Here is an 18824-nt window from a genome sequence, read left to right as displayed (position 1 = left end):
CAACAGGAAAGAACAAATAGGAAATAGTTTTTAAGCTTCAGAAGTTTGCGGTTGCCAATTTAAAATAGCATCGTCATCCAAGCGTTTTAATGGGTAATAAACCGACTCGTTTTCTTTGAATGACTTATTACGCATTGCATTAAATGCACTAATCATGCTCCAACGAGGTTTGTCTGAGCGGTTCTGGTTTGACTTATGTAATAAGTTACAATGGAAGAACAAAGTATCGCCTGGCTCAAGCTCAACTTTTACCAACTCATGGTGTTTTAGTGCTTCTTCAACAAACAGCATGTCAGCACCTTTTTGATCACCGGTTTTATTGTGATCAATTCGGCCAATATGATGACTACCGCGTAATACTTCTAGACAGCCATTGTCAACGTTTGCTTGGTTAATCGCAACCATAACGCTAATCAACAATGGATAAAGTTGAAAGTTGTCTCTGTGCCAATAACCAAAATCTTGATGCCACTCCCAAGCACCACCAACAAATGGCTCTTTCATCATTACTTTAGTACTGGTGTGGTAAACCTCTTCACCCAAAAGCTTCTCAACAGAATCAACCATGCGCTTACCACGGGCGAACATACCATATAAATCGTCACCAGCATCTTGCCATAGACATACTTTACTTACCGTGCCTGATGCATCTTTCTTATGCCATGCACGCTCGTATAACGAATCATCATTAAACGCTCTGTCTTGCAATTTTTTTATTTCTTCAGGGGTATAAAAGCCTCGTGCAATAACAAAACCGTCTCGGTGAAAGTCGGCAATTTGTTCAGCTGTTAAACATTTAGCGGTCATAAACGCTCCTTTAGGTTTACTGTTAACAATTTTGATGTGGTAAATGTAAGCCAGCTTAAATCTTTTTGCAATCTTTTTTATTCCTATATAAATGGGATATTTATATGTGTTTGTCGTTTGCTTGATCTAATAAATTAAAAAACATAATTTTTTCAATTTATTAGAACGAAAAAACTGGCTGTTACTTAGTTAGATAATTTTGCGAGAAATTTTTCAATTAGCGGTATTTATTGGTATATGTGTATTGTTAACTATATACACTTATGCTGAATTGTTGCTATACTTCTACTTAATTTTAACAATAGCTAACAGCGTGTAATCGCAGTAACTTCAACTAGAGAGTAGGTGGATGTTTAATACTAATCAAAATGCATTAATGTATGCTTTTATCGTGTCGATTGGTGGTTTTATCTTCGGCTTGGACATAATGCTAATTTCAGGGACATTTCAATTTACAACCCTGGAGTTTGGTTTAAGCGCTATCGAAAAAGGTAATATAGCCGCAGCACCAAATTATGGGGCTTTAGTCGCATTATTAGTCGCAGGCTATTTTTGTGAAAAGCTTGGCCGTAAAAAAACCTTGATGATAATCGCCGCACTATATGTTATTTCCGCGGTTGGCTCTGCTTGGGCGCCTAGTTACTTTTGGTTATTCACTGCAAGGTTAGTTGGTGGTTTGGCCTTTACTTCGCTAAGTTTGGCTTCTATGTATATAGGTGAGATCGCGCCTGCTAATATGCGTGGCAAATTGGTAGGGCTAAACCAACTTAATATCGTATTGGGGATACTTGCCGCGACCATCCTTAATTACTACCTAATTGATTGGGTAAATTCAGGCTCAGCTTTTGCAACATCAATAGGGCTAACAGAGCAAAATGTGTGGCGTTGGATGTTAGGCGTTGAAATTATTCCAGCTATATTATGGTTCGGTTTATTATTTTTAATTCCTGAAAGCCCACGTTGGTTAGTACTAAACCATAAAGAAGCACAAGCACATAAAGTAATTGAACGTTTAACACCAAAAGAAAATGTAGAATCGCAGTACAACCAAATCGTATCAAGCCTAAAAAACACAGATCATTCTTTAAGCTACAAAGAGCAACTTCAATTATTGCTTAGCCCAGTCATGCGCACTGCGTTAGTGATTGGTGTATTGATGGCTTGTATTCAAGCTCTTTCAGGTATGAATGCAGTATTGGCCTTTATGCCAATGATATTCCAGCAAGTTGGCGGCGGCGACTCTGCATTTGTTCAATCTATTTGGGTGAGCTTAATTGGTGCCGCTTTCACAGTGTTGGCATTAATGTTAATTGATAAATTAGGCCGACGAATTATCCTTCTAGGCGGGTTGATAACCTGTGCAATAAGCATGGCTGTTGTGACTTATGGGTTTTACGATGCAAGCTATGTGATTACTATCGATACCATTAGCCAGCTAAGTAAAACAACCGATGTCAGTGCATTAACCGCAATGGTTGGCAATGTATACAATTCTGATATTGCTTTTAAAGCGGCGGTAATTGACGCTGTGGGTCAGTCAACTTTTGTGCAAATTGAAAACGAATTACTACTGTTAGCGACAGACATACAAGGCATGCTGGTATTGGCGGGTATTATTGTATTTGTGTGTTCCTACAACTTCTCGCTAGGCCCGATTTTGTGGATATTATTCTCTGAAATTTTCCCAACTAAGGTACGTGCGGTTGCCATTACTTCTAGCGCATTATTTGCGACTATTTTTGGCGGTATAGTTGTACCCACTTTCTTCCCATGGCAGCTTGAAAACTTAGGTGCAACCTACACATTTTTAGTTTATGGCTCGTTTTGTTTATTAGGCTTTTTACTCATGGCCAAATTAGTACCAGAGACCAAAGGCAAGACAATAGAAGAGATAGAGGCTCTTATTGGAAAAAAGCCCGAAGCGGAAGTTGAAGACAGGGAATTAGGGTTAAAAGCTTCCAGCTAATCTGCTTTTTCACTATCGCCACTAGTTAGATTAAAGCCCCAGAGATAGCCATATCACTGGGGCTTTTTGTTTGAGTTTTTAACAGCTTATAGAGACGCAAATAAAGCTAGATGATTGGGAGCAAGTGTCAGTTGTTCGAGGCCGTTTAGGTTATTATGGCGCTCAAATATGTTTTTATGAAAAGGATAATAAAACAATAAGGGAAAGTATTAAATTGGTCGGATTGAGAGGATTCGAACCTCCGACCCCTGACACCCCATGACAGTGCGCTACCAGGCTGCGCTACAATCCGACCGAGGCCGACCATAATAATCAAATGTCATTTGATTGCAATAGTCGGCGTAAAATTTATCTAACTTCTTTAATTTGTTGGTTATTTCTCAACCAAGTTGCGTTTTAAAAATTGAATGGCGCGTGCAAGAGTTGCATTGACTGGTGGTTGAGCAATTTGTTGGTTGCCCATTTGCAGGCTTTGCATATTTGCATCGCTGTCAATTTTGGTTAGTACATCTTGGTGCCACACATAAATGAATTCATTATCTGCGCTAACTAACCAGTTATTTTTGCGTGGTACAGAAAATACGTTTTGGCCAAATTTACCATAGTTAGTTTGAAACGAGCAGCCTAACCAACCTTCAAGCAAAGTTGGCAGTACATCAAAATTAGAGGTCAGGTTAGGTAGTTGTACCAATTCGCCTTTAACTAACATGGCTCCGTATTCATAGGCATTGCCAGAATGCACAATAATAATTTGTTGTTTGGCTTTTTCGACAATTGCGGCTAATTCTGATTCACTGTTTACCTGATAGTAAGCGTATTGAACAGTAAAACTGCTTACTCGGTTTGCCGATTCAAACCCTTTAAGCCATTGTCGGGTATCGTTTGGCAGGTTAGTAAATTGGCTATTTACCCCGCTTGATAACAGCACTGAATCAAGTACATTTGGCATAACCGCAAATTGGTTTTGATAAATTGCTGGCATGCCACTGATAATTTCAAATAAGCTGTCTTGTGCGTTTAGAGGTGACCAGTGTTGGCTAGCTGCAAATTCGCTGTCTAACTGGCGAATGGATGCGCTGATTTGCTCAACCGGCAGTTGATTGCTTTCAACCAGGGTCACGGCAAAATTGGTTGTGGGGCTGAAACAGCTAAATTGGAAATTTGGTACATCAACTTTGTAGCTAGACAAGTCAAACGTTAGCTGTTTTTTTGCTTGGTATTCATTGATATCAAACAACCCTGACTGGCTTAACATGGTTTTTGCTGTCATAGGGTGCGACAACGGCAATTGGTTGTCTTGTCGAGTTATCGGTTTGTACAAGCTTAAGTCGGCCCAAATATGGCCTATATGGCCTAATACAAAACAGCCAATGACAATTGGCAGTAGTTTAATTTTTAATAAAAATGCGCGATATTTATCTAAATTTCGCCACAGTGCATTGGCTAATACGAGCTCAACTGCGAAAATTGCAATAAACACCAAAACAATTGCGACTTTAAAGCCGGTTGGCAAACTTTGGGTTAATAACTGAAAGTCGTTTTGAATATAATCGAGCGATAAAAAATTAAGGTGGTAACCATAGGCTGAATAAATCAGTGCATCTAAAAACAGTAGGGTTAAACCTAAAGCTGCAACAAGTGATGCCCACGGTTTGGCAATTTGCGGCTTATTCAGCGCGGTAATCGGAAACGCTAAAAGTAAATAGCCTAAAAAGAATAAAAAACCAGCGTGGCCAATCGAGTATATAACCATATACAGCTTGCCAATAATACTGCTTGGCATTGGGTCGGCAAACCAATAAATGGTAAATAAAAATAGCCCAACCATCATATTGGTTAAGCTAAACCAGTTACCCCAAGAATATAAATGAGATCTCTGTTGATTCTGATTGTTTAAAAACATTAATCAATTAGTCCTTAATTGAGTCCTGCAGCGCTTTGGCAAAATTTTCAGCAATGGCCTTTTGATTTTCTTGTGGGAAGTTTTGTTCTATTACTTCACTCACTAAGGTGCCTAAAGCCACTAACGACAGGTTTGCTGGAACTTTTTGCACGGACAAAGCAATCTTTAATGCTGAAACTACACGGTCTAAGTCTTGGTCTGAAAATTTACTAGTTTGCGCCATAAAATTTGAAAATCTCTTAACTGCGGGGTAACCCATGATACAATGCCGATATCGGCAGACGGCGCAATTATACCACTGGTATAAAATTATGCCGCAGTAAACTGGTAAAAATTATCAACAACGAGCATATATGGCAGTTAGCAAAGCAACATTATATTTTAATCGCTATCGTTTAAAAGACGATCAACTCTCACTTCAACTTGAAAACTGTACCCAAGTTGGTGGCGACAACGCCGACTTTTTAGCCGGTGAAATTCATCAGTCTTTTACTAAAAAAGGTCAGAAACAATATTGCAGTTTTGCGGAAGACTCAGCAGTATTTGCCCAAATTAAAGCGGGTGAAGACATGCAGCAAATTGCTGACAATGTTGCTCAGCGCATGTTAGACGGTTTAACACCCGAAACTTTGCCAGCAGAAACTATTTTAGTGATTGCGCACTACCAACACTTAGCAACCCAGTATATTTTAGCCACTATGTTGGGGGTTAAAGAGTCGGTTCAATTGAGTGAGGCAATTAACCCACAGCGCTCACAATATTTAGACATTGCGAATATTTCTTTAGCGGTGCAAATTGATTTAAGCGAACTGTCGATTAACCCTGATTCTCCACGTTCTATTGGCTACATAAAAGGTCGGGTAGGGCGTAAAATTGGCGACTTTATGGCGGAAGCTTTTGCAATCGAAGAGAAGATGAATGCGAAAGAAGCGACACAAAAATTGGTTGAAAGCGTAGAAAAATTTATTGAAGATAATTCAACCGACACTGAAAAAAGCCAAGCTATTCGCGATGTTTCAGTTGAAGCGATGAAAACGGCCGCACAAAGCGGCGAGTTTATGCAAGTGAAAAACTTGTCGCAAGAAATAGAAGAAAAAACGGGTATAGCTGGTTTTTACGACATGGCTGCGCAAGCTGAAGACTTTAGTGAAGAATGCCCAGTGTACGCCAGTGCAACTAAAGGCATGCAAAAGTTTTTTGGTCAAGGTGGCGGTATTAGCATTTCATTTGAACGTGAGTTATTAGGTGAAAAAGTTCAGTTTGATCCACAGGCGCAAACGTTAACCTTTCATAAAATACCGCCAAATCTATTAGACGCATTGCAAAAAGCAATGAAAGCTAAGTAAATTTACATTAAACAAGGATATTGACTGCCAGTGCAATTTATTACAAGCCAAACTGAATTAGAGCAATGTTGCAGCAATTTGCTGCAACAACCTGTTATTGCACTTGATACTGAATTCGTAAGAGAGCGCACCTATTATCCTGCGTTAGGTTTAGTGCAAATTGCAGATCGCGACAATGTATATTTAATTGACCCTTTGGCATTAGATGACTTAACACCACTTAAAAACTTGGTTGAATCGCCCAATGTAATTAAGGTTATTCATTCATGTGGTGAAGATATCGAAGTATTGAACGTTGGGTTAAATGCAACGCCAACTGCTTTTTTTGATACCCAAATTGCACATGCTTTTATTAGTGACAATGCATCTATTGGTTTAGGTGCTATGGTTGCTCAATATCAAGGTGTTGAATTAGATAAAGGACATGCCCGTACCAACTGGTTAAAACGCCCACTAAGCCCGCAACAGCTTGATTACGCGGCTGACGATGTACGCTATTTACTGCCGATTTTTGATATCCAAATGCAAAAGCTATTGGATATCAATATGCTTGATTATGTTGAGCAAGAGGTAACTGGCTTAATTAGTAAACGCACTCAAGAGGTTGATCCTAAACTTGCTTGGCGTGATGTTAAAAGTGCTTGGGAGTTAACTCCTCGTGAATTGGCGATTTTGGCTAGGTTGATCGAATGGCGTTTTAATTATGCGGTTAAGAAAAACTTAGCGCTTAATTTTGTCGTGCATGAACGCAGCATAGTGACTTTGTGTCAGCGACGGCCAGGTAGCTTTAAAAGTATGTTTAATATTCCGGGGATTCATCCAATGGAAATTAAACGCCATGGCAAAGCCATGTTAGCTTGTATTGAAGCTGGTAAAGCTGTACCTGAAGAAGCGTGCCCTGCAAAGATTAAACGTGTTGCGGAAATTGCTGGTTATAAGAAGATTTATAGTAGGCTTAAAAAAGTGGCTGCTGAAGTGGCTGAAGCGCAGCAAATTAGTGTTGAGTTGCTAGCGCCAAAACGCATGATTAATCAGTTTATTGGTTATCATTGGCAAGTAACTGAGTGGAGCCGAGATGTTGAGCCTGAAGTAACATTAGGGTGGCGTGGGGCCTTATTGGCTGAGGCGTTTAAAACTGCTATTGCTGAGTGATTTTTACACCGATAAACGGCTGCTGATGATTCGGTGCAATTAAGCACACTCACAGCATAATTTTCTGAGTATGCTTTATCAGGCTTTTGCGAGCGATCTAGGGATAGACTTGAAGCGTTTTTGTGAAAAATATTCCAAGCTGGTGGCCGATTCTGAGCCACTTAAGTAAAAGCGCGAACAATGCTATTCGCGCTTCCATGATGTTAAATTGATTCCGCCCACAAATCGTATTCATCAGAGGCAATAATTTTCGCTTCTACAATATCCCCCGGCTTATGTTGGGTTTCGTCATTTAAATACACTAAACCATCAATTTCAGGTGCGTCAGCAAAACAGCGTCCAATTGCGCCTTCTTCGTCAACTTCATCAATTAAAATTTGATAAGTTTTGCCAACTCGAGTGGCTAAACGCGCTTCACTGATTTGCTGCTGCAGTTGCATAAAGCGGTGGAAACGTTCTTCTTTAACATCTTCTGGTATGTGGTCAGGTAAATCGTTGGCAGTTGCGCCTTCTACTGGTGAGTATTTAAAACAGCCAACGCGGTCTAATTTAGCGGCTTGCAAGAAGTCTAATAACTCTTGGAATTCTTCTTCGGTTTCACCCGGGAAACCGACGATAAATGTAGAGCGAATGACCAACTCTGGGCATAATTCTCGCCATTTTTGAATGCGCTCTAAGGTTTTATCTACATTACCTGGGCGCTTCATTAATTTTAGAATACGCTTGCTGGCATGTTGGAATGGAATATCCAAATAAGGCAATAAAGCACCTTGTGACATCAGCGGGACAATTTCGTCAACATGTGGGTATGGATATACGTAGTGCAAGCGTACCCAAATGCCCATCTTGCTTAATTGTTCGCACAAGGTCTTAAAATTGCTTTTAATTGGCATACCGTCAAAAAACTCGGTTTTGTTTTTGCGGTCAACCCCATAGGCTGAAGTATCTTGAGATATAACCAATAACTCTTTTACACCTGCGGCTTTTAACCTTTGTGCTTCGCTGAGTACCTCGCCAATTGAACGAGAATCTAGATCACCGCGCATTGACGGAATAATGCAGAATGTACATCTGTGATTACAGCCTTCGGATATTTTTAAATACGCATAGTGTTTTGGCGTGAGTTTAACACCTGTGTCGGGCACTTGAGCTGCAAAAGGCAGTTGGCCTGGTTTTGGCAAGTGGGTGTGAACTTGCTCCATAACATTTTCGTACGCATGCGGACCGGTGATGCCTAACACATTTGGATAAACTTCTTTAATTTCGTCTTCTTTTGCTCCCAAGCAGCCAGTTACTAATACTTTACCGTTTTCTTGCAGTGCTTCACCTATAGTATCGAGCGACTCTTGTACGGCGGAGTCAATAAAACCACAGGTATTTACAATAACAATGCCCGCATCATCATAGTTTGGCACAACTTCGTAACCTTCGGTCCGAAGCTGAGTTAAAATTCGTTCAGAATCAACTAAATTTTTTGGGCATCCGAGGCTTACAAAGCCCACTTTTTTGTTGTCTGTGTTAAGGTTGGCAGCAATTGAACCCGTGTTAGATTGATCCTTTAAAACCTTTTTAGGGGTATCTAAAGTTGTGGTTTGTTTCGGATCAAATTGATTAACAGACATAAAGACCTCACCATTGGCAAAAAACAAGCTGATTTTGGGGCGCGAATCATAGCAGATTAATTATAATATGGCACTGTGAATCACCCAAAGGTTAACGTAGTAGAGGTAAAAACGTGTTAGAAAATGCAGTTATCATTACTGGTGCAGCACAAAGGGTCGGGTTAGCGCTCGCTTTGCATTTGCAACACAACGGTTTTCAGGTGGTTGCGACATATCGAAGTCCACGCAAAGGCGTGGAGCAATTACAAGCGGCTGGCGTAACATGTGTCCAAGCTGATTTTTCTTCAACCCAAGGTGTAAAAACGTTTATCAATTGGATTGATGATAAGGTTAAAAGTATTCGAGCCTTGGTACATAATGCAAGTGACTGGTGTGCCGAAAAAGGCCGCATTGATGCAGAGCTTTTAAAATACATGATGCAAATTCATGTTGAAGCGCCTTATTTAATAAATTTATCAGTTGAAGACAAATTAGTGGCCGCGAGTGAAACCGCAGATATTATTCATATTACTGATTACACGGTTGAAAAGGGCAGTGATAAACATATTGCGTACTGTGCAAGCAAAGCTGCGTTGGACAACTTAACTTTGAGTTTTGCAAAAAAATTTGCCCCTAAAGTTAAAGTAAATACAATAGCGCCATCGCTACTTATGTTTAATCAAGACGACGATGAAGCATATAGAGTTAAAACATTGAAAAAATCTGTATTAGGGATAGAGCCAGGAGCGCAAGAAGTTGTGGAAGCGGTGGCGTTTATTTTAAAAAGTAACTATATGACCGGAAGGCAATTAAAACTTGACGGTGGCCGTCATATCGCATTTTAGGGGCTATTTTTCCTCATAACTGCGTTAATTTTTTTCTAAGAAAATTGGATATATAAATGGATAAAACACCGCAAAACCATATTGAGTGGCAAACATTGCAACAAGCGTACGATAAATATGAATTCGGCTCGTTAGTTATTAAATTGCTAGCTGTGGTGCTAACTGTTGCAGGGATTGCTGCAACTATGCAGCTATGTTGGTTGCTAGCTATTGTTGCTATTTTGTGGTTACAAGATGGTATTTGGAAAACGTTTCAATCGCGATTTGAAGTTCGGTTATTACAAATAGAGAGACAATTGGCTGACAATACTCAAACAACGCCAGCTTTTAACTCAGACTGGCAACAACAGCGGCCTGGTGCGGTTGGTTTGGTCAAAGCGTATATTGCAAATTCACTCAAACCAACGGTAATGTATCCATATGTCGTGTTAATGGTATTGATTGGATTAAGCTACGTCTTTAGCGCCTAACAAGGCAACCAATTCTTCTTTAATGGCGTGGTAACGGCGCATATTGTTTTCTGATAAGTCGGATTGTTCAATAACTGTTACACAGTTTTGGCACATGGCTTTCATTTCTTTAGGGTTTTTACCCTGAGTTAAGAATGTGCCAACTTTAGTAATCGCCTGAACTAAGTTAAGTGCTAAACTCGCGTTGTTAGGCATATATTGATACGCCTCAACAAAACACTCGACAGACTGCGGATACATGGCTTTTTGGTATAAACCCAAACCTTCATTATTTAACGCGCGAATGCGCTCGCGCAGCTCTTCGTGGCTTTCTTTCTCTTTATTTATAAGTACTTGTAAAGTTGCTGAAATTAAGTCGTCGTTGTTTGAAACTTCATCGAGCGTTTCCATTATCTCGTCGCTTCGAGATAAATTACCAGTAGAAAAATAAGCTTTTGCTTTGTCTAATCTATCGTCGACTGAATCGTAGGGCGAGTCGTGTTTTTCGCTTTCTTCCAAATTACTTCGCGCTGTTTCCATGTTACCTTTGAGCACTTGAATCCGCGCGTGAATAACACATTCTTGTGCTCTAACCGCTTCTGAATAGAAACGTTTGTCTATATCTTTTAGTAGGTCGGTACATTTAGTGATTTGTTTGGCTATTTCAAGTTTATTTGAATCGTTACTTAAATCGAGCAAACAACGGGCAAAGTTAAGGTAGTTTTCTGGCGTGTCGAACACTGAAAAGCGGCTGTCTTTTAAAATTCGTGAATAAGCTCGAACGGCTTCTTCAGTTTCACCATTGGCAATCGCGAGGTTGGCAATTGCACGCTGTCTAAATAAATTACGCGGTGAAATTTTGCCAGCTTCCATTAACATCTCAAACGCGGTTACTGTATCTTCACGAACAATATTTAAACGGCCTAACCAATCGTAAGCTTCAAGTCTAGTGTCATCACGGTCGAGCAACTCAAATAACTGCGATTCCGCTTCAACTAAATCACCACCTTTAAGTGTTGAAATTGCTTTGCCCAACAATGCCCAACTAACTTCACGTTTTTTGAGAACATTGTTGTATAACTTTAATGCTTTGTCAGGTTTACCCTGTTTAATTAATAACTCGCCTTTCATACGCAGTGCAATTAAAGCGTTGGCAGGGTCTTCTTTAATGACAGTATTGCAGGCTTCAATGGCTGCATCGTCATCACCATCATTAATGGCTTGGTAAACTTTGTTTAAAGTCACTTTTTTAGCCAATGCGCGGGAAAAACGCATTTCTAAACCTTTATAGGTAAAAGGTTTAAGCAGGAAGTCATCAGGTTGCAGTTCAACTAAACCATGAACATATGGGCGACGGTTTTCAGCTGAAATCATAAAAAAGCAAGTTTGTGGGGCAAGCAGCTTCTTGTGTTTTAATTCTTCAAACAACTGGTAGCCGTCTTTGCCATCACCTAAGTTGAAGTCTGCTAACACAAAATCAAAACGGGTGTCGCTGGCAATTTGCAGCGCTTGATTACCATTGGCAGCAGACGTGATATGAACAAAACCAATTTTTTGCAGCATACCCTTAACAGCAGAACGAATAGGCTCACAATCGTCTACTATCATAACTTTCTTTTTAGCGTAAAAGCTGCTGCGTAAAACCATATATTGGGCAACCCGAAAATAGCTTAGGAAAATTTTAACATAAGTTTAACTTAAATGCCTTTATGTTGACCACACCAACATTTAACCTAATCGATGAGTTGAAAAAGACGTTAGCATAAATATAGTCATATTAATATGGCTTTGCTAATATCCGTCATATATTTTGTGAATGGTGCGCGACAATAATGTAGAATGCACGGAAACACCATTTCCTGTATAATACGCGCGATAATTTTAAAGATTTTTGTTAGACCAACTGAAATTATAGGATAGCTATACATGACTACTAAGCTGGAAAACCTACGTAAGTTAACAACAGTTGTTGCTGATACAGGTGATATCGAGGCAATTAAAAAATTTAAGCCTCAAGACGCAACAACCAATCCAAGCCTTTTATTAAAAGCAGCTCAAATCCCTGAGTACGAAGCGTACATCGCGGATGCAATTGAGTGGGCTAAAGCTCAATCTAACGATGTTGAACAACAAATCATTGATGCTGGCGACAAGTTAGCGGTAAACATCGGTTTAGAAATTTTAAAAATCGTCCCTGGCCGTATTTCAACAGAAGTTGATGCACGTTTGTCTTTCGACAAAGAAGGTTCACTTGCTAAAGCACGTAAATTAATAAAGCTTTACAACGAAGCAGGTATTTCAAATGACCGTGTTTTAATTAAATTGGCTTCTACTTGGGAAGGTATTCAAGCAGCTGAAATTTTAGAGCAAGAAGGCATTAACTGTAACTTAACTCTTTTATTTAGCTTCGCTCAAGCACGTGCATGTGCTGAAGCTGGTGCTTACTTAATCTCTCCATTTGTTGGCCGTATCTTAGACTGGTACAAAAAAGCTGAAGGTAAAGACAGCTATGCACCAAGTGAAGATCCAGGTGTTGTTTCAGTAACTAACATTTACAACTACTACAAAGAGCACGGTTACGACACAGTTGTTATGGGCGCAAGCTTCCGTAACATTGACGAAATCATCGAGTTAGCAGGTTGTGACCGTTTAACAATTGGTCCTGCTTTGTTAGAAGAATTAGAAGCAGTAGAAGGTGATTTAGAAGTTAAATTATCTTACAACGGTGAAATCAAAGAGCGTCCAGCTCGCATGACTGAAGATGAATTCCGTTGGGAGCACAACCAAGATGCAATGGCTACCGAGAAGTTAGCTGAAGGTATCCGTAACTTTGCTGTTGACCAAAACAAACTAGAAGATATGTTACGCGCTAAGCTTTAATTAGCCGCTTATCTTTAAGTTACAAGGCGGTATTTTAACCGCCTTGTTTGTTTTTACGCATTCACATAAAAGATCACAAAGAACAAAACTATGGCTTTATTTACTCAGTTAAAAAGCTATCAAGCTTTGCAAGCGCACTTTGAGCAAGCTAAAAATTTACATATGCGCGACTTGTTTGCACAAGACCCAGAGCGTTTTAATAAATTTTCAGCCAAAGCATGTGGCATAGAATTAGACTACTCAAAAAACCGTATTACCGAAGAAACCAAAGCATTATTGCTAGACTTAGCGCGTGAAGCGCTAGTTGAAGAAAAACGTGACGGCATGTTTGCCGGTGCACGAATCAATACTTCAGAAGACCGTGCTGTATTACACACAGCGTTGCGCAACAAATCAGGTAATCCTGTATTGTGTGACGGTGTAGATGTAATGCCAGAAGTACAAGCAACTTTGGCGAAAATGAAAGCATTCGTCAACGAAGTTCACAACGGTACACGCACAGGTTACACAGGTAAGAAATTTACTGACGTACTAGCAATTGGTATTGGTGGCTCTTTCTTAGGTCCTAAAATTATGACAGAGGCGTTAAAGCCTTATCGTGTTGATGGCCTTAAAGTTCATTTTGTTGCTAACGTAGACGGTGCGCACATCCATGACGTTTTAGCGACATTGCCAATTGAAACCACTTTAGTATTAATGTCTTCTAAGTCGTTTGGTACGCAAGAAACATTAAAAAACACTGAAACAGCTAAAGCTTGGTTCTTGGAAAATGGCGGTAAATTTGAAGATATCGCAAAACACTTTATGTGTGTTTCTTCAAACATTAAAGCTGCTACTGAATTTGGTATGGACGCAGACAACATCTTCCCAATGTGGGATTGGGTTGGCGGCCGTTACTCATTATGGTCAGCAATTGGTTTACCTATCGCATTAGCACTAGGATTCGATAATTTTGAAGCCTTGTTAGACGGTGCTTATGAAATGGACCAACATTTCTTAACTGCGCCATTAGAAGAAAACGTACCTGCGTTATTAGGTGTGTTAGGTGTTTGGTACATCAATTTCTTTGGTGCACAAAGCCATGTATTGTTGCCATACGACCACTATTTACGTGGTTTCCCTGCATATGTACAACAGTTAGATATGGAATCTAACGGTAAGTCTGCTACACCTACAGGTGATTACTTAGACTATGCAACTGGCCCAGTAATTTGGGGTGGTGAAGGTACAAATGGTCAACATGCTTTCCACCAGTTAATTCATCAAGGTACTGTGTTAATTCCTGCTGACTTTATTATGCCATTGCATTCTCAGCACGAAATGACAAACCACCACGCTATGTTAGCTTCTAACTGTTTTGGTCAAACCCAAGCATTAATGCAAGGTAAGACTGTTGAGCAAGTTAAAGCTGAGTTTGCAGGCAAAGGTTTAACCGACGAAGAAATTGAAAAAGTAGCACCACAAAAAGTATTTGAAGGTAACAAACCAACAAACACTATTTTGATGGAAAAATTAACCCCTAATGCTTTAGGCCAGTTAATTGCTATGTACGAACATAAAGTATTTGTACAAGGTATTATTTGGGGTATTAACTCATTTGACCAATGGGGTGTTGAATTAGGTAAAGTGTTGGGTAACGACGTTTTAGCTAAATTAGAAGACAGCTCAATTGAGTTAAATGGTGATAGCTCTACTAATGCATTAATTGAGAAATTCCGTAATCGAAATGCTTAATATGTAATTTGGTAGTAGCCAAATATAATGTTTAAAAAGGTCGCGCAAGCGACCTTTTTGTTATTTATAGTAATTTGCTGAGCGGGCTTACCACACCATTCGCACCTTGCTGTAACACATGTGTGTAAATTTGTGTGGTTTTAACGTCAGAGTGCCCTAATTGAGCTTGTACTGTACGAATATCCGCGCCATTTTGCAGTAAATGTGTAGCGAAAGAGTGTCTAAAAGTGTGAGGGGTTATAGGTTTAGTTAACCCTGCCGCACGTACGGCTTTTTTTACTTCTTTGCGAACACAAGAATGATGAAAGTGATGTCTTCGAATTTCGCCTGTTTCTGGATCTGCACTTAATTGGTGTGACGGAAATAGATACTGCCAAGCGAGTGATTTATTTGCCGAAGGATACTTTTTAGCTAGCGCGTGCGGCATCCAAACGCCTGCAAATTGCTCGTTCTTTAAATCTAGCTGTAAATATTCATCCACTTGTAAAATTTGATTTCTCAAAAGGGGGATTAATTCACTAGCTAGAGTTACTATGCGATTTTTGTTGCCTTTACCATTCCATACTCGAATGCTTTTATAGTCGAAGTCAATGTCTTGCACACGAAGTTGTACAGCTTCCATAACTCTTAAGCCGCTGCCATACATGAGTCCTGAAATTAAATAATAACGTTTGTTTAGGTGAGCCATTAGTAATCTAACTTCTTCAGGTGTCATGACTATTGGCAATTTTGATTGCTTTTTACTACGAGCAAAATTTAAATTTAGCGACAGTTCCTTTTTAACAATATGTTTATATAAAAATGACAATGAATTTAAGGCAGTAGCTTGTGTTCTTGGTGCGACATTTGCACTCAAGGCGAGGTGTTCTAGATATTGCTCAACTTCAGTATCACCCATAGATGCTGGGTGACGTTTGTTATGAAAGTGAATGTAAGAAGTGATCCACTTTAAATAGGTTTCAATGGTTCTCAGCGAGTATTGACGTAAAAACATGTACTCAGTAATGCTATTTAAAAAAGGCGATCTAGTTTTCATTTAATTTCTTTCCTTGAATATGTTTATTTATACAGTGTAATGCGCTTTCTCTCAGATTCAAGAAAATGAGCAATTTGCGTATATTTCTCCCACAAATAATTTATGTTGCTAAAGAAATAATATATCTGGCAAAGTGTTAGGGAATTTGTTAAAAATACAGCAAGTAGAAATATGCGCGCAGGTTGGGTAGAAAAATGCGCAAATCGCGCATGTATAAATTGTTGAACTAAGCCGCTGCGCGGAGTCGTAAACCTCACATTCTGAGCCACACTTACTGATGGATTATCAATCAATCTGGAGGTAAGTCACCATGAACAATTTAATCCAACAAGTTGCCTTAGAAATAGAATATCGGGGGTATGCAGATAAAACCCGTGAAACCTATTGTCAGCATTTGCAGCAAATTGAACATTATCTAGGTCAGCCATTAGACCAAGTAACGGAGCAAGACTTAAATCGATATTTTGCTAGCCCGGCTGTGCGCCGCTTGTCACGTGCAAGCGTACTGATTAAAGTGAATAGTTTAAATTTCTTGTTTAAATATATTCTTCAAAAAACCTTCAACATAGATATTGTGGTGCCTAAACAGCGCTCGAAGCCACCAATATACTTAACTAGGAATGACATACAGAGCATCATTCAACAGTGCACTGATTTACGTATTAAAACCATGGTGATATTGGCGTATGCTTGTGGATTGAGACTAAGTGAGTTGACGCAAGTAAAGGTACGAAATATTGATGGCCAAAGAAAAACCATATTGATAGAGCGCGGTAAAGGCGGCAAATCTAGGTATGTAGTCGTACCTGAAAGCGCCTTACAACAACTCAGAGTTTACTGGAGAATTTATCATCCCAGTACATGGTTGTTTTATTCGTTGCGTGATTTTACAACGCCTATCGGTAAAACAACCTTCTCAAAGGCCTTACGCAAAGTGGCAAAACAATTGGGGATGGAAGACAGAGTAAGTGCCCATAAACTGCGTCATGCTTATGCTACCCACCAACTTGAAGCGGGAATGCCACTGCATCAATTGCAACATCGGCTTGGGCACAGTGATATCAGAACCACGCAATGCTATTTACACTGGTTACCAGAGCTAGGCCATGGTGGTGTTGATTTACTTGCAGATGTGAGGTGAGTTATGAAAACCATTCACCTAGCCGACATTCTCAACCAAGGCTTAGCGCATTATCAACAAGTGCACAAAATGAGTGTGCAACAAAGGCGGGTATGCGACCACATTCAATCGTGCCGAACAGGCGAGCTTGGTTATCAAAATTGGCAATGTGACGAATGCGGCCACCAAACTCAAATTGGTTGTAGTTGTCGTGATAGACATTGCCCAAGATGCCAGAGTAAAACGACTGAAGATTGGGTTCACAAGCAAAGCGATAATTTATTGCCATGCACCTACTTTCATTTAGTGTTTACCTTGCCACATGAGCTCAATCTGATTGCTCAATACAACCCCAAAACCCTGTATCAAAGTTTATTTAAAGCGGTGTGGCAAACGTTAAATAAATTTGCTTCGAACCGAAAACACGGATAGTTGGGGATGACCTGTGTTTTACACACTTGGGGACAAAACTTAAGCCAGCACATTCATCTGCACTGTTTGATACCTGCTGGTAGTTTGAACAAGCAACAGCAGTGGCAAGAGATAAGTAAAGGTTATCTTTATCCAGTTAAAGCATTGTCCAAAGTTTTTAAAGGTAAAATGCTGGCAGAATTGAGGGATAATGGGGTCAATCTGATGGGCTTATCTATACCTCAAATTTGGTGTGTGTACACAAAAGCCTGTTTGCACTATAGCCAACAATTACTCAGCTACCTTGCCAGATACACGCGAAAAGGTGTGATGTCAGAATCGAGACTCGTTAACTACACTAAAAACACGGTAAGTTTTAAATACAAAGATTACCGAGACAGCAACCAAAATAAACTGATGACGCTGAATATTGAAGAATTTATACGGCGATATTTACAACATGTACTGCCTAAAGGTTTAGTACGAGTTCGTCATTATGGTTTTTTAGCGAATGCGTGTAGCAGTCGAAAAATTCAAAGGATAAAAGCGCAGTGTAAAACAGACAAAACCAGCACAGAAAAATTAAAGCCAAAGACAGACAAGGAAATGCATTGGCCCTGCACGGAATGCAAATTAGGCGAACTTAAACTGGTCAGTATTGTATTGCCAAGCCGAAAGTTAATAGAGCCGGTACTAACTGGCTGACACTTTTAAGGCAGTATAACGAATAAAAATAAAGCCCATAGGATTGGGTTGGGCTTTGCTGTGCATATTAAAATAAAGTTGCAAAAAATGACTAAATTCGCTTAAATTACCGTTAATTCAAAGCGCAAACTCAAGTTAAATGGATTGATAAAATGCAAACAACAAGGAAATAACCTGTCATGCCAGATCAGCTTAAAAAAGCAAATTCCTATAGCATAAATCAAACCAGACAACTGTGTTGTTTGCCCGTTCAACAAATGATTCATTCACACAAACTACGTGTGCATGAATACTAAAATGTTATGCATCACTATGACTAAGGAAGAATATTTAAACCTCGTTAATGCTCTAGAAGGCGAAAAATTGATTTCAGTTGAGTACTTTGAAATTAATTACGAGGGGTATCAGACAGAATTTGCCGGCAACTCTAGCTATGACTGTTTAGATTACGGTGTTAATCTGAAAATGCAGTCAGGGAAGGTTTTTGGTTTTATCTGGGGTAGTGAGTTCACACAATACGGCGTGTCCATCCTCGAGAAACCGCTACAATCTGAAGTAGCAGAATGCAGAGAGATCGATGTCACAAGATCATCAAATTGGTGTCAGCTTATTGATGACGAGGTTAAAACCGCTGAAGTGGTTTGGCACTGGGTAAAAGAAGTTGGCTTATTTAAAAAGAAAACGTATTACCCGCAAAGTATCGTGCTTACGTTTAAATCTGGTGGGGTAGTTATCATATCAGCTCTAGAAATATCTGATAATTCCCATTGGGGTATGGCCGACAATATTGTTGTGTTCTTTAACCATGCTTCAGCACAAAGCTATGGAGCCCTAAATGCATAACACATATGAGCCTCCCCGAGGTCAAT

General features: G+C 39.6%; 15 protein-coding genes, 1 tRNA gene and 1 pseudogene. 10 read left to right on the top strand and 7 right to left on the bottom strand.

Annotation, left to right across the window (positions count from 1 at the left end; translation table 11 throughout):
- Positions 1-30 precede the first annotated feature (30 nt).
- Positions 31-807, bottom strand: a complete 777-nt coding sequence (locus tag DS2_RS16820) for a phytanoyl-CoA dioxygenase family protein (RefSeq protein ID WP_035016077.1) — start codon at positions 805-807, stop codon at positions 31-33.
- Positions 808-1156: 349 nt separating this feature from the next.
- Here DS2_RS16820 and DS2_RS16815 point away from each other — a divergent pair, with 349 nt between their 5' ends.
- The gene (locus DS2_RS16815; RefSeq protein WP_035016076.1) at positions 1157-2773 is read left to right on the top strand and encodes an MFS transporter; all 1617 of its coding nucleotides are present in this window, start codon (positions 1157-1159) and stop codon (positions 2771-2773) included.
- Between the two features lie 215 nt (positions 2774-2988).
- On the opposite strand, the gene DS2_RS16810 is transcribed toward DS2_RS16815, so the two are convergent.
- The 3 genes from DS2_RS16810 to DS2_RS16800 all read right to left on the bottom strand — a co-directional run bounded on the left by DS2_RS16810 (position 2989) and on the right by DS2_RS16800 (position 4899).
- Positions 2989-3065 (bottom strand) — tRNA-Pro (locus DS2_RS16810).
- A gap of 81 nt (positions 3066-3146) precedes the next feature.
- The gene (locus DS2_RS16805; RefSeq protein WP_035016075.1) at positions 3147-4676 is read right to left on the bottom strand and encodes a DUF3413 domain-containing protein; all 1530 of its coding nucleotides are present in this window, start codon (positions 4674-4676) and stop codon (positions 3147-3149) included.
- A 7-nt stretch (positions 4677-4683) separates the two neighbouring features.
- Entirely contained in the window at positions 4684-4899 is a 216-nt protein-coding gene (locus DS2_RS16800; RefSeq protein ID WP_035016094.1) for a DUF1414 domain-containing protein, read from the bottom strand.
- 130 nt (positions 4900-5029) lie between these two features.
- Between DS2_RS16800 and DS2_RS16795 the strand changes: the two genes are divergently transcribed.
- Positions 5030-6022, top strand: a complete 993-nt coding sequence (locus DS2_RS16795) for a nucleoid-associated protein (RefSeq protein ID WP_035016074.1) — start codon at positions 5030-5032, stop codon at positions 6020-6022.
- A 30-nt stretch (positions 6023-6052) separates the two neighbouring features.
- Positions 6053-7174 (top strand): ribonuclease D, encoded by a 1122-nt coding sequence (gene rnd, locus DS2_RS16790; protein WP_051479963.1) that lies wholly within the window; start codon positions 6053-6055, stop codon positions 7172-7174.
- A gap of 203 nt (positions 7175-7377) precedes the next feature.
- On the opposite strand, the gene rimO is transcribed toward rnd, so the two are convergent.
- Positions 7378-8796 carry a 30S ribosomal protein S12 methylthiotransferase RimO gene (gene rimO, locus DS2_RS16785; RefSeq protein WP_035016071.1) on the bottom strand — a complete coding sequence of 473 codons (1419 nt, stop codon included), beginning with the start codon at positions 8794-8796 and terminating at the stop codon, positions 7378-7380.
- Positions 8797-8909: 113 nt separating this feature from the next.
- On the opposite strand from rimO, the gene folM reads away from it, so the two are divergent.
- Positions 8910-9620, top strand: a complete 711-nt coding sequence (folM, locus tag DS2_RS16780; RefSeq protein ID WP_035016070.1) for a dihydromonapterin reductase — start codon at positions 8910-8912, stop codon at positions 9618-9620.
- Between the two features lie 56 nt (positions 9621-9676).
- Positions 9677-10090: a hypothetical protein gene (locus tag DS2_RS16775; RefSeq protein ID WP_035016069.1), complete on the top strand. Its 414-nt coding sequence runs from the start codon at positions 9677-9679 to the stop codon at positions 10088-10090.
- On the opposite strand, the gene DS2_RS16770 is transcribed toward DS2_RS16775, so the two are convergent.
- On the bottom strand, positions 10067-11677 hold the full coding sequence (locus tag DS2_RS16770; protein WP_160168586.1) for a response regulator: 1611 nt from the start codon (positions 11675-11677) through the stop codon (positions 10067-10069). The genes DS2_RS16775 and DS2_RS16770 overlap by 24 nt on opposite strands.
- 318 nt (positions 11678-11995) lie before the next feature.
- On the opposite strand from DS2_RS16770, the gene tal reads away from it, so the two are divergent.
- Entirely contained in the window at positions 11996-12949 is a 954-nt protein-coding gene (gene tal / locus DS2_RS16765) for a transaldolase (RefSeq protein WP_035016067.1), read from the top strand.
- Between the two features lie 90 nt (positions 12950-13039).
- Complete coding sequence (pgi, locus tag DS2_RS16760) at positions 13040-14683, top strand: glucose-6-phosphate isomerase (protein ID WP_035016066.1); 1644 nt, start codon at positions 13040-13042, stop codon at positions 14681-14683.
- A 64-nt stretch (positions 14684-14747) separates the two neighbouring features.
- On the opposite strand, the gene DS2_RS16755 is transcribed toward pgi, so the two are convergent.
- The gene (locus tag DS2_RS16755; protein WP_035016065.1) at positions 14748-15719 is read right to left on the bottom strand and encodes an integron integrase; all 972 of its coding nucleotides are present in this window, start codon (positions 15717-15719) and stop codon (positions 14748-14750) included.
- 310 nt (positions 15720-16029) lie between these two features.
- Here DS2_RS16755 and DS2_RS16750 point away from each other — a divergent pair, with 310 nt between their 5' ends.
- The 3 genes and pseudogenes from DS2_RS16750 to DS2_RS20600 all read left to right on the top strand — a co-directional run bounded on the left by DS2_RS16750 (position 16030) and on the right by DS2_RS20600 (position 18798).
- On the top strand, positions 16030-16860 hold the full coding sequence (locus DS2_RS16750) for a tyrosine-type recombinase/integrase (protein WP_035016064.1): 831 nt from the start codon (positions 16030-16032) through the stop codon (positions 16858-16860).
- A gap of 3 nt (positions 16861-16863) precedes the next feature.
- A pseudogene (locus tag DS2_RS16745) lies at positions 16864-17955 on the top strand (IS91 family transposase).
- Positions 17956-18267: 312 nt separating this feature from the next.
- On the top strand, positions 18268-18798 hold the full coding sequence (locus tag DS2_RS20600; RefSeq protein WP_035016063.1) for a hypothetical protein: 531 nt from the start codon (positions 18268-18270) through the stop codon (positions 18796-18798).
- The last annotated feature ends 26 nt before the right edge of the window (positions 18799-18824 follow it).

The organism is Catenovulum agarivorans DS-2 (assembly GCF_000568405.1).
GTDB classification, from domain to species: Bacteria; Pseudomonadota; Gammaproteobacteria; order Enterobacterales; family Alteromonadaceae; genus Catenovulum; species Catenovulum agarivorans_A.
This window is presented reverse-complemented; position numbering and strand designations above follow the sequence as displayed.

Coding starts and splice junctions, on each gene's coding strand:
- DS2_RS16770 (WP_160168586.1), bottom strand. CDS start 11,677: ATGATAGTAGACGATTGTGAGCCTATTCGTTCTGCTGTTAAGGGTATG.
- rimO (WP_035016071.1), bottom strand. CDS start 8,796: ATGTCTGTTAATCAATTTGATCCGAAACAAACCACAACTTTAGATACC.
- DS2_RS16805 (WP_035016075.1), bottom strand. CDS start 4,676: ATGTTTTTAAACAATCAGAATCAACAGAGATCTCATTTATATTCTTGG.
- DS2_RS16775 (WP_035016069.1), top strand. CDS start 9,677: ATGGATAAAACACCGCAAAACCATATTGAGTGGCAAACATTGCAACAA.
- DS2_RS16815 (WP_035016076.1), top strand. CDS start 1,157: ATGTTTAATACTAATCAAAATGCATTAATGTATGCTTTTATCGTGTCG.
- DS2_RS16800 (WP_035016094.1), bottom strand. CDS start 4,899: ATGGCGCAAACTAGTAAATTTTCAGACCAAGACTTAGACCGTGTAGTT.
- DS2_RS16755 (WP_035016065.1), bottom strand. CDS start 15,719: ATGAAAACTAGATCGCCTTTTTTAAATAGCATTACTGAGTACATGTTT.
- DS2_RS20600 (WP_035016063.1), top strand. CDS start 18,268: ATGACTAAGGAAGAATATTTAAACCTCGTTAATGCTCTAGAAGGCGAA.
- DS2_RS16795 (WP_035016074.1), top strand. CDS start 5,030: ATGGCAGTTAGCAAAGCAACATTATATTTTAATCGCTATCGTTTAAAA.
- DS2_RS16750 (WP_035016064.1), top strand. CDS start 16,030: ATGAACAATTTAATCCAACAAGTTGCCTTAGAAATAGAATATCGGGGG.
- pgi (WP_035016066.1), top strand. CDS start 13,040: ATGGCTTTATTTACTCAGTTAAAAAGCTATCAAGCTTTGCAAGCGCAC.
- tal (WP_035016067.1), top strand. CDS start 11,996: ATGACTACTAAGCTGGAAAACCTACGTAAGTTAACAACAGTTGTTGCT.
- DS2_RS16820 (WP_035016077.1), bottom strand. CDS start 807: ATGACCGCTAAATGTTTAACAGCTGAACAAATTGCCGACTTTCACCGA.